The sequence below is a fragment of the Bacillus sp. IS1 genome, from assembly GCF_032461585.1.
GTDB classification, from domain to species: domain Bacteria; phylum Bacillota; class Bacilli; order Bacillales; family Bacillaceae; genus Bacillus; species Bacillus velezensis.
This window is the reverse complement of the sequence record NZ_JAWCWR010000007.1, coordinates 176,200-184,696: the sequence shown is the minus strand read 5'-3', so window position 1 is coordinate 184,696 and position 8,497 is coordinate 176,200. Positions and strand designations below refer to the sequence as shown.

Here is an 8,497-nt window from a genome sequence, read left to right as displayed (position 1 = left end):
CGGTGTTTTCCGTCGGGCCGTAGTTGTTGACGATCGTGTACGGCTGTTTCACCGCCCGCTTCAGCTTATCGCCGCCGACGAGAAGCATGCGGAGAGAGGTATTTTCCAGCTCCATAAATTGTTCGGCCAGCTGCGTCGGCAGGAAGGTGATGGTCACGCCGTTCTCCTCGAAATAGTGATTTAAGCGGGTGATATCCAGCCGGATCGCTTCGTCAATGACGTGAAGCTCCGCGCCGATGGTCCATGCCGGGAACATTTCCCAAATGGAGGCGTCAAAACCGAAGCCCGCGTATTTGGCGCTCTTATCATCCGCCGTCATGGCGAATGCGTCGTGATGCCAGAAGCACAGGTTTACCAGCGCATGGTGTTCGACCATGACACCCTTCGGCTGTCCGGTCGTTCCTGACGTGTAAATCATATAAGCGAGATGATCCGCCGTTGTTTCCGTCTGCGGGTTCGCTTCATCGTTTTCATCAAGCGGCAGGCTCAGAATGGAGCGTCCGCCGTCAAGCAGAATCGTTTCTCCGTTGTAGCTTTCCGGTACGTCCAGCGCTTCCTGTGTGAGAAGAAGCTTGGCGCCGCTGTCCTGCAGAATGTAGCTGATGCGCTCTTCCGGGTAGTCGGGGTCAATCGGCACAAATGCCGCGCCCGCTTTCAGGACGCCGAGTACGCCCGCGGCCATTTCCAAGGACGGTTTCGTCAAAATGCCGACACGTTCGTCAGCCGTGACGCCGCAGTCCATGAGGATGCGCGCGATCCGGTTCGCCCTTGCGTTCAGCTCGCCGTACGTCCATTTCGCGCCGTTGTATGCCGCGGCCGGCCGGTTCGCGTAGCGGGCGGCCGTTTCCTCAAAGAGACGGTGAACCGTTTTGTCCCGCGGCACAGAAATTGTTTTTCCTTTCCATGCGTTGAGGAGGGCTTGTTTTTCAGCATCGCTGATCAGTGAAATCTCAGGCAGCTTTCTGTCCGGGCTTTCTGCCGCTTGCTTCAGAATCCGCAGGAACCCGGCGCTCCACTTTTCAATTGTTTCTTTTTTAAACAGATCAGTCGCATATTCAAACTGAAGGCCGAGGCCTTCTTGATCCGTAAACCCGCCGAGTGTCAGATCGAATTTCGCCGTGCCTTGGTTCGACTCATACGGAGTGATGCGCAGGTTCTCCAGTTCCAGTGTTTCTTTATCCGGATCTTCTGTCGTCACCATGACTTGGAACAACGGATTTCGGCTCATATCTCTCGGCAGGTCAAGCTTTCCGATCAGATCCTCAAACGGATAATCCTGATGCGCCAGCGCGTCGAGATTGGTTTGTTTCACCTGTTCGAGCAGCCCGGCGAAGGTCTGCTCTTTGCGCGTTTCATTGCGAAGCGCAAGCGTATTGACAAACATCCCCGGCATTTCCTGAACTTCGGCGCTCGTTCTTCCGGCTGTCACCGAGCCGATAATGATATCGCGCTGCCCCGTGATTTTGCTCAAAAAGACATGGAACACGGCGTGAAGCACCATATGAAGAGTCGCTCCCGATGATTCCATTAATTCACGCACCGCTTTTTCCGTTTCACGCCCCGCTCTGAAACGGACGGATTGTCCTTTAAAACTTTGGACCGGCGGACGGGGAAAATCAGTCGGCAGATTCAATTCAGGAAGCTCGCCGGAAAATGCGGAGAGCCAATAACGCTCATGGTCTTTCATCCGTTCGGCCTGCTCAGGTTCATTCTGCCAGACGGCGAAGTCTTTATAGTGCAGGTTCGGCGACGGCAGGCTTCCGCCTTTGTAAAGATGAGCGAGCTCTTTGACCAGCATGCTTCTGGACACGCCGTCGGCAATAATATGATGCATATCCAGCAGCAGCAGGTGTTTCTTTTCGTTCAGTCTGACAAGAGCGGCCCGAATGAGCGGAGCCGCGCTCAGATCAAACGGCTTAATGAATGCCTGAATGATAAGATCCGCTTTCTCCTCGTCCGCTGCTTCAAAGATGTGCAGGTCGATGTCAGCCTGTTCTGCGATCTGCTGCATCGGGCGGCCGTTTTGATCGATAAAGGACGTCCGCAAAGACTCGTGGCGATTGATCATCTGATTGAGCGCTTCCTGAAGCCTTGAAATATTGACTTCTCCTTCCATCAGAAGAACGGACGGCATATTATAGCTGATTGTCTCCCGGTCAAGCTGGTTCAGGACGTACATCCGTTTTTGGGCGGATGATAACGGGTACGCGTCTACACTGTCTGCCGGTGAGATCATCCGATATCCCTCAGATACCGCTGATTTTTCGATATATGCGGCAAGCAGGCGGACAGTCGGCTGTTCGAACAGCGCTTTTAACGGAACCGTTTTGTCCAGTTCAGCCTGAATATTGGCGAGGAGCATCATGCCTTTTAAAGAGTGCCCGCCATAATCAAAGAAATTATCGTCGATGCCGAGCGTATCCGTACCGAGTGTCTGTTTCCAAATGCGGCACAGCTTTTCCTCCAATTCCGTTTCCGGCAAGGCTGAAGCTGTTTGCGCCGTTTGGCTGACGCCCGGTTTCGGGAGGGCGTTTTTATCGGTTTTTCCGTTGGCTGTGAGCGGAATGCGGTCTACTTGCACGAAATAGGCCGGGAGCATATGAGACGGCAGTGTTTCGGAAAGCCGTTTGCGAAGCTCAGAGCCTTTCAGCTCGCTGCCGGCTTTATAGTACGCGCACAGTTCCGGCAGCCCGCCTTCGCTGACTGCGAGAACGACCGCCTCCTGAATGCCGTTTACGCTTAACAGCACGGTTTCAACCTCTTTTAATTCAATGCGGTAGCCCCGGATTTTCACCTGATCATCCGCACGGCCGATAAATTCAATCGTCCCGTCAGAAAGCCTGCGGACGACATCTCCCGTTTTGTACATCAGGCTGTCCGGTGAAAAAGGATTTGAGAGAAATTTCTCCGCCGTCAGCTGCGGACGGTGAAGATATCCTCTGGCAAGCCCCTTTCCGGTAATATAAAGCTCGCCGCTTGCGCCCGGAGGCACGAGCTGCATTGCTCCGTCCAATACAAGCGCGCCGGTATTCGCGATCGGGCGGCCGATGACGGGACGCTGCTCATATTGATCAAGGCGCTCCATATTGATCCGTCCGGCAATGGCGCCGATCGTCGTTTCCGTCGGCCCGTAGTGATTGATGAAGTCGGTATGGGCGTATACGTCATGAAACTTGCGGACATCGGACGTGATGATCTTTTCTCCGCCGAGCACCACTAAACGAAGCGGGCTGAAACGGCGTTCTGACGTAAAACGGGCTGTATTGACGATCATATGGAACAATGACGGCGTCAGTTTCATATACGTAATGCCGTTTTTCTGTATATACTCACCAAGCTGATCAGGCGCGGTGTACGTCTCTTTCGGCACAATGTGCAGCTCGCCGCCCGCCTGAAGAATCGGGAATATAGCCGTATAGCCGAGATCAAATGCGTAAGAAGACAGCAGCACAGATTTGTCAGCTTCGGTCAAACCGGCTTCACGGCTGAACCATGTGACATAATTGATTAGATTGCGATGCTCCAGCTGGACGCCTTTCGGTTTGCCCGTTGTTCCCGAAGTATAAATGATATAGGCAAGCTGGTCGGCGCCGGGCTTCGTTTCAAGCCGGCTGGCGCTTTCGTTCTGCCATTCTCCGTCTTCCATTACGATCGTTTTTCCTTTATAAACGGCGGCAGCGGTCATGTTTCTCTCATTGACGACCAGAAGCTTCGTTCCGCTGTCTTCAAGAGAGTAGCGGATTCTCTCTTCAGGAGTCTCCGGATCAATCGGGAGAAATGCCGCTCCGGCTTTCATGACGCCGAGAATCGCGGTAATCAAGTCGGCCGAACGATCCATCATAATGGCCACGATGTCCTCACTGCCCGTTCCGCAAGCCTGAAGGTGGCGGGCAAACCGGTTCGAGCGTTCATCAAGCTCACGATATGTCAGACTTGTTCCGCCCGCAACCGCCGTGAGATCAGGCGTTTTTTGCGCTTGCCGTTCAAACAGCGAAACAAAAGTGCCCTCAGGCAAATCCGCTTCCGTACGTTTTTCATCAGAAAGGAGCGCTTCCCGTTCAGGAGCGGACAGCAGGCTTGCGTCGGACAGCTGAATATCCGGATTTTCAGCGCAGGCTTTAATCAGGTTGACAAAATGAGCGCTCCAGCGGCGGATGGTTTCGTCCGCAAATAAGGCTTTCGCGTAATCAAAGCTCAATCCGACCTCTTCTCCGCGTTCAGCCGCTTCTAAGGAAAGATCAAATTTAGCGACATGATGATGCATGGAGTATGAAGAAATCTCCAAATCTCCGAGCCGCAGGGCCGGGATCTCCATGTTCTGCATATTAAATAACACGCTGAACAGCGGACTCCGGCTTGTGTCCCTCGTTAACGGCAGTTTTTCAATTAATTCTTCAAGCGGATAGCTTTGATGCTCAAAAGCTTGAAGGCTCGCTGTTTTCACCTCATCCAGAAATTGTTTGAACGTTTTTTTGCCGGCAGGATGCGACCGAAGCGCAACTGTGTTGACAAACATGCCCGGCACGTCTTGGAGATCAGGATGCTGTCTTCCGGCCGCCGGAGACCCGACTACGATGTCTTCCTGCCCCGAATATTTGGACAGCAGCACTTGAAAAGCGGCTAACAAGAACATGTACATCGTCGTATCCGTATCAGCCAGCAGCTTCTTAATCTGCGCCGTCACCTGTTTATCAAGCCCGAAGATGACGCGTTCCCCTTCAAAACTGCGCTCGGCAGGACGCGGGAAATCAAGCGGCAGATCCAGCACCGGCAGATCGCCTTTGAACGTATCAAGCCAGTAGGCTTCGTGCTGATCGAGATTTGCTTTTTCACGCTGCCAGACTGAAAAATCCTTATAATGAATCTTTGGCAGCGCAAGCTCCGTGCCTTGATAAAGCTTCGCAAGATCACCGATGAAAATGCCCATTGAGCTTCCGTCCGTAATAATGTGGTGCATGTCAATCAGCAGAAGATGCCGGTCTTCTTCAAGCCGGATCAGCTTCGAACGGACAAGCGGCGCGCGGTTGAGCGCAAACGGTCTGATAAAGGCTTTTGTCAGCTCTTCTGCATCTTCTTCCCGGCCCTCGGCGGTTTCAAGCTCAAACGACACATTTTTATGAATGGTCTGCACGACTTCTCCATCTGCCATGTCAAACGACGTACGCAGTGTCTCATGACGGTTGATTAATGCCTGCATGGCCTCCTCAAGACGCTTTTTGTCTACTGATCCTTCCAGCAGAAGTACAGCAGGGACGTTGTAGCTCGTGCTGGCCTGTCCGAGCTGATTAAGGATATACATCCTGCGCTGTGCTGAGGAAACAGGATAATGCTTCTGATAAGGCGCTTGTCGGATCGGTTCAAACTGCTGCTCCTCCTCGCTCTCATGCTGCAAATAATGCGCAAGCTCCTGAATGGTCGGCTTTTCAAATAACACTTTAATCGGCACTTCTTTTTGAAAGTGCTCCTGAATTTTAGCGGTCATCATCATGGCTTTTAAAGAATGTCCGCCAATCGTGAAGAAATTGTCAGTCACACCCGCTTTTACACCGAGAATGCCTTCCCAAATGTCCGCGAGTTTCTGCTCCGCTTCCGTTTTCGGCGCTACGTATTCTTTTTGAACGGCTTCAGCCTGAGGCTCAGGCAGCGCTTTTTTATCAATCTTTCCGTTCGCCGTCAGCGGAAACTGATTCATCTGGATGAAGTGCGCCGGAATCATGTATTCCGGAAGTGATTCCGAAAGCGTTTTGCGCAGGTCTTCCGGCGAAAGGGCTTGGTCTGCGGTAAAGTAAGCGCAGATTTCATTTTCATCCGCTTTATTTTTCCGGATCACAGCCGCAGATTCCGTCACATTCTCCGCCTGGCTGATTTTCGCCTCGATTTCGCCGAGCTCAATTCTGAAACCGCGGACCTTTACTTGGTTGTCAATTCTGCCGAGAAACTCGATCGTGCCGTCCGGAAGCCACTTCGCCAAGTCCCCCGTCCGGTATATCATTTCATCCGGTCTGAACGGATCGCGTACAAACTGCTTCTCCGTTAATTCAGGCAGATTCACATAGCCTCTTGCCACTCCGCTTCCGCCGACGCACAGCTCACCGGGCGCGCCGATCGGCTGGAGGTTGCGGTTTTCATCCATAATGTACGCAGTGGAATTTCCGATCGGCTTCCCGATCGGGATCGAGCCGTCGTAGTCCTGATCAATGAGAAAACTCGTCGAAAACGTCGTATTCTCCGTCGGCCCGTAGCCGTTCCAAAGCGACAGCTCCGGTGATGCCTTCCTCACTTTGCTGACGATATGCGGCACAAGCGCATCACCGCCGATGATGAGGTGCCGGAGCGTGTTAAACATGCCGGCATCCTTTTGGGCAAGCTGATTAAACAGCGGAGACGTCAGCCACATGGTCGTGATCCGCTGCTCTTTCAGAAATTGGGCGAATTGTCCGGCGTCAAGCAGCGTCTCTTTTTTCACCGGATGCAATGACGCTCCGTTCAGCAATGCGCCGAAGACTTCGAAGGTTCCGGCATCAAAGCTGACGGCTCCCGTTTGCGCCATCCGGTCTTCTTCATGAACCGGCACGTAATTCGAATGTTTGACGAGCCTGATGATATTTCTGTGTTCAATCATGACGCCTTTCGGTTTGCCGGTCGATCCGGATGTATACATGATATACGCCAAGTCGTTGCCGCCAGCGGGGAGATTCAAGTCTGTTCCGCTTACCGTTTCATCCGCGCTTTCATCCAGCATGACGACCGGGACTTGCAATGCGCCCGCTTGTTCTTGATATGCCTGAACCGTCAGCACGAGCCGAATCGAGCTGTCTTCCGCCATAAAGCGGAGACGGTCCTCCGGAAAAGCCGGATCAATCGGCACATATGCGCCGCCTGCTTTTAGGACGGCAAGCATTCCTATAACGGTTTCCGCAGACCGGTCGTTCATAATAGCGGCGGTCCGGCCTTTTTCCAGCCCGCTCTTCACAAGGCGTCTCGCCAGGCGGTTGGCCGCTTCGTTCACTTCACGGTAGGTCCATTCGCGTCCCGCTTCTTTTATTGCGCTGCTTGCAGGCGTCCGGTTTGCCTGTGCTTCAAACAAACGGTGAACGGCCTCCTCTTCCGGAAGCGCCGTTTTCGTATCATTGAATACCTCAACAATCTGCCGCTCTTCTTTGCCTGAAACAAGGCCGAGTTCCCGCACAGGCGCGTCAGGCGTTCCGACCGCGGCTTTCATCATGCGGGTCAGATGGTGCGCCGTTCGTTCGATGGCATCATGGGCGAAAGCCGCTCCGTTGTATTTGATTTTGACAGTCCACGTTTTTCCCGGATACACGATGAGATTGAAATCAAAGCTCGTCTGCTCAAAAGCATGTTCCACTTTAATGGAAAAGCCGAGTCTTTCCTCCATGCCCCCGTTTTCCAGCTCTTTGTCCAGCGGATAGTTTTCAAACGCGACCAAATGATTCAAGAGGCTGCCGTCCAGGGCGGAGCGCTTTTGAATGTCATAGAGCGGCACATAATCATAGCGCTCGGCTTCCACGGCGTTTTTCTGAACTGCCGCCATCACGTCCGAAAAGGCTGCATCTTTGTCAATCTTGATTCTGACGGGAATCGTATTGATGAACAGCCCCGCCATCGTTTCTATGCCGTTGATTTCTGAAGGACGGCCTGATACGACGGTGCCGAACACCACATCGTCTGTATAATTGTATTTGCTGAGCACCGCACCCCAAACGGCCTGAAACAGGTTAGGCCCCGTGACTTGATGCCGGTTGGCGGTCTGCTGAATCTGCGCGACCAGCTCCTCATCCCAGACAAAAGAATATTCTTCATTTTGGTAGTCTTTCTTTTCTGCTGCCAGACGGCCCGGGAGCAGGCTCGGCTGTTCGAAATCCGCCAGGCGGCTGCTCCAATATTGTTCCGCCTCCTCATAATCCCGGCCTCCGAGCCATTTGATATAGTCAGAGTAAGGTTTGCCCTGGCTTCCCCCGGCGGGCCGGCCGGCACGAAGCGCTTCATAGTTTTGGAACAGGCTTTTCATCAAAACGCCCATACTCCAGCCGTCCATGACGATATGATGATTGCTCCAGACGAGATACAGCTCCTTCTCACTGAGTCTGAACACCGCCGCTTTAAAGAGAATATCCTTCGCCAGATGAAAGCCCTGCTGCTGCACGCTGCGTTTATAGCGTTCAATATATTCGGTTTGGCGCGCTTCATCTAATTGACTGATATCTTCATAGTGCACCTTCGTCTTCCGCTCCGCCAATACGACTTGGCGCGGTTTTTGAAGCTGCTGGTGCACGAATACCGTACGCAGGATGTCATATGTCCGGATCAGCTCATTGACGCTTTTTTCAAAAAGCTCCAGCTGAAAGCTTCCGTGGATCCTAAGCTCTAATTGTGTGAAGTAGGAGGAAGAATGCGGATCAAGCAGCGCATGATACAGCATTCCCTCCTGCATCGGTGTGAGTGCATACACCTTTTGAATTGATTTTTTGCTCATATG

At 52.8% G+C, this 8,497-nt stretch carries 1 protein-coding gene; it reads right to left on the bottom strand.

What is annotated here, in order from left to right; translation table 11 throughout:
* Positions 1-8,494: surfactin non-ribosomal peptide synthetase SrfAB (srfAB, locus tag RUW00_RS23130; protein WP_483861685.1), on the bottom strand; the 8,494-nt coding region annotated here is incomplete at its 3' end.
* Positions 8,495-8,497: the final 3 nt, after the last annotated feature.